Here is a 3,170-nt window from a genome sequence, read left to right on the forward strand (position 1 = left end):
GCTGTTGCAAGCGCTTCATTGACAGAACCATCTTCAAAAAGAGCTGCATCAAATTTACCTGTCTTTATCCGAGAAACCACCGCATTATGTGAAACACCCATCTTCTTCGCAAACGCACGAACCGATAAACCTTTTCGAGATTTCTTAGTCATTGAGCAGTCGCTCCATTTTGAATGATTTATGCGAATTATTGTACACTTTAATTATTGACACAATTTTATTTTTTCGTGTACATAAAATATATGAAGATCGTGTGGGATGAACCAAAAAGAGCTGTAAACATTGTTAAACATAAGCTTGATTTTGCTGATGTTATTTACTTTGATTGGGAGCATGCTCTTATTGATGCAACCCATTCAAACCGCATGAAGGCTATTGGACGTTTTGCTAATGGTACGACAGTTGTTGTTTTTGCGAAGCTTGGCACTGAAGCGATATCCATTATTAGTTTCCGTCAAGCTAATAAAAAAGAAAGAGAGGTTTTCAATGACTATCAACAAAACCTTTGAAAGAGACTGTGGCTATACAAAAGAAGATTATGAAGCTGTAGATTCTCCACCATTGACAGATGAAGAACTTGCACGCTTAAAGCCGGCTAAAGATATTTTACCAGCCTCTTTTTTTAAATATGTAACAGAAGAGCGCCGTAAACGTGGGCGCCCACCCGTTGAATCTCCTAAACAAGCGGTTACTCTCCGTCTTGACCCAAACGTTATTGCCTCTTTTAAAAAACAAGGAAAAGATTGGCGCACACGTATGAGTGAAGTGTTAAAAAAAGCAAGTGGATGTTAAGCCGACCTCTCCATTCTAAAAAGTGCTTTACAGTTGAAATTAAATTCCAATTGTACTACATTGAAATACAATTAAGAGAGGAGAAATCGTTATGGCTACCAGTCGCATGGTTCAAGCACGCGTACCAGAAGAGATTCAAAATGTTGCTAGTCAAGTTATTCAAGCCTCTGGTTTGTCAGTAAGTGATGTCGTGAGAGTTTTGATGACACGTATTGCACAAGATAAAGCTATTCCTTCTTTCTTATTTCAACCCAATGCAGAAACCATAGCGGCTTTTGCCGAACTTGATGAAGGCAATTTAAAAAAGTTTCATTCCGTAGACGAATTATTTGATGATCTCTATGCGGACGATTGAACGTACCACCATTTTCAAACGGGATTTCAAGCGTGAGATGAAAGAACGACATCGGCATCTTTTAGATACTGATTTACGCAAAGTCATTGCAGCATTAGCGAATGATCAACCTTTAGAACTTCGGTATCGTGATCATGCACTGACTGGAAATTGGAGCAATTACCGAGATTGTCATATTCGACCCGATCTAGTGTTGATTTACCGCTTGGTCGATCAAGACAGATTGATTTTGGTGCATCTTGGCTCTCATTCACAACTTGATCTTTAAATCACCTCCCCACCTTTGAAGTGGGGAAGGGGGATTGTATTTACTTTAAGCAACCTTTTTAATGGGGGACTCTAAATTTGGTTCGTAAGCACGCAACAAAGAATCCAAGTGGTGCGGTAACTCTGAAGCTCCAAAATCTGTAAGAACTGCTAGAATCTTAACAATATTGGGAACGTCATTTTGGAGTTTTAAAACTAAAACCTTTTCTACCAGACTCATGATGTCAACCAGAGCTGTACACTCTTTTTCGTTAATATTTTCATCATTAGAAAACTGAAACAATGCTATCCATAAATCGCATAAAAAGTTAGTATCGATCTTCATTGTACACCTCCATGAATTTGTTCTCTCAAACATGCCAATCCTCTTGAGGTGATTTTTGTTGAAGGCAGTACCTTTTCTGTCCCATCCGGTCTTTGAATGGTAATCGCAGGCAATCCATAAAGCCTTTCTTGATTTTATCTTGATAGGGTAACAGCGGCGCCCCTGGAGCCCGTCGATAGACCCAATCATGTTTCCGCAAATAATCGGTTAAATCCTTTGGTCGTACCTCTAACATCTTTGCTGCTTCAATAAGACCGAACAGCCCATCAGAACGCTTTAAGCCATCCAGAGCCTCTGCTTTTAGAGCTAATTCTGCAATCACATGATCTTTCTGCTCAATTTGGTTTTGTAGGTGTGTCAAAAAGCCAATCATAGCTTGAGGACTTGAGTAGTCAATTTGCGGTGTTGCTACTTGTTTTTCCAATTCTTGCCACCGGTCAATGATTTTTGCTCGTAAAGCAGTGCTGTAACCAGATACGAGAATTAAATATTCACGCTTGGGAAGGTTATAACAAGGGCGCGTTTCTCCTTTGCTATCAAGATAATAAACGCTAAAATTAACCACCCCAAATTTGGGGGCGTTAAGTTCTTCAAGCATTTTCTTGATATCACGTATAACATGGTCATGTCTTTTACTGCACAATTCTGCAATTTCACGACTCGACATAGTCTGAGTGGTAGCACTATTAGCAGTGCTTTCTTTAATTTCTATAAGTGTGTTCATAAAGAACTCCTTGGTAATAGAGGTTTCTTAATGACACTCAAAAAGAGTGCCGGGTGCTAAGAAACACGGTACCAAGTCCGTCGTTATGCTTTTCCCAAAAAGGGTATTGTATAGCGTAACCACACCCGACAATATCATTATATGCGTGTAACATACAATGAGTCAAAGCCTTTAATGTGCGGAAAATAAACTATCTCGGTAGTTTGTCCGCTTGGTATTTTCTAAGGTGTTTCTTAGGCACCTGATTCGAAGATACCTATTACTGTAGAATTGTCAAGTAATAAAAATTACTTTTTGCTAAGAAAACGGTGCACATACTGTACAGTGTACATGTTGAAATCATTATTTATCAATAAGTTAAGTGTACAATGTACAGTCGATTTAAAAATTCTGTCGCTAGCGATAGTTCGCGCTCGCCTGCCCCGCAACGAAGCCACCCGCTGGGAAGTACCTTTTGCATTGATTTTATTGTATTTTTTTATGAAAAAACAAAGCATAAATGATGATCTTTTTTTAAATTGCAATAAGAATATGTAATGCCTAAACTCATAAGGATATGTAATATAGAGATAAAGCTTGAAAACATGATCTAGCCTCTTTTATTGGCAGCGTATTCTTGACGAGCAAGTTGGTACTGTATGTTTTTGGTTAGTCTTTCACTGGCATATTGTGCGATAGCATTTGCAATTTCTGGCTTGGACATCACT

Annotated in this window: 5 protein-coding genes and 1 pseudogene; 4 read left to right on the forward strand and 2 right to left on the reverse strand. The window is 38.7% G+C overall.

The window, feature by feature from the left end:
- Positions 1-242: 242 nt before the first annotated feature.
- From PVV65_RS09380 to PVV65_RS09395, 4 genes are all read left to right on the forward strand, one after another.
- On the forward strand, positions 243-509 hold the full coding sequence (locus PVV65_RS09380; RefSeq protein ID WP_144755617.1) for a BrnT family toxin: 267 nt from the start codon (positions 243-245) through the stop codon (positions 507-509).
- A complete protein-coding gene (locus PVV65_RS09385; RefSeq protein ID WP_273755631.1) occupies positions 487-792 on the forward strand; it encodes a BrnA antitoxin family protein in 306 nt (101 codons plus the stop codon). Before PVV65_RS09380 ends, PVV65_RS09385 begins: the two co-directional genes overlap by 23 nt.
- Before the next feature lie 91 nt (positions 793-883).
- Complete coding sequence (locus PVV65_RS09390; protein ID WP_039757918.1) at positions 884-1,147, forward strand: type II toxin-antitoxin system RelB/DinJ family antitoxin; 264 nt, start codon at positions 884-886, stop codon at positions 1,145-1,147.
- Positions 1,134-1,415, forward strand: coding sequence for a type II toxin-antitoxin system YafQ family toxin (locus PVV65_RS09395; RefSeq protein WP_273755646.1), 282 nt, complete (start codon positions 1,134-1,136; stop codon positions 1,413-1,415). The genes PVV65_RS09390 and PVV65_RS09395 overlap by 14 nt, the downstream gene beginning before the upstream one ends.
- Positions 1,416-1,460: 45 nt before the next feature.
- Here the strand turns inward: PVV65_RS09395 and PVV65_RS09400 are convergent, their stop codons facing one another.
- Positions 1,461-1,739 carry a hypothetical protein gene (locus PVV65_RS09400; protein WP_273755632.1) on the reverse strand — a complete coding sequence of 93 codons (279 nt, stop codon included), beginning with the start codon at positions 1,737-1,739 and terminating at the stop codon, positions 1,461-1,463.
- Positions 1,736-2,463, reverse strand: a pseudogene (locus PVV65_RS09405) (phage antirepressor KilAC domain-containing protein). The gene PVV65_RS09400 and the pseudogene PVV65_RS09405 overlap by 4 nt, the downstream one beginning before the upstream one ends.
- Between the last annotated feature and the right edge of the window lie 707 nt (positions 2,464-3,170).

Origin of the sequence: Bartonella sp. ML70XJBT, assembly GCF_028618425.1 — a bacterium.
Taxonomy (GTDB): domain Bacteria; phylum Pseudomonadota; class Alphaproteobacteria; order Rhizobiales; family Rhizobiaceae; genus Bartonella.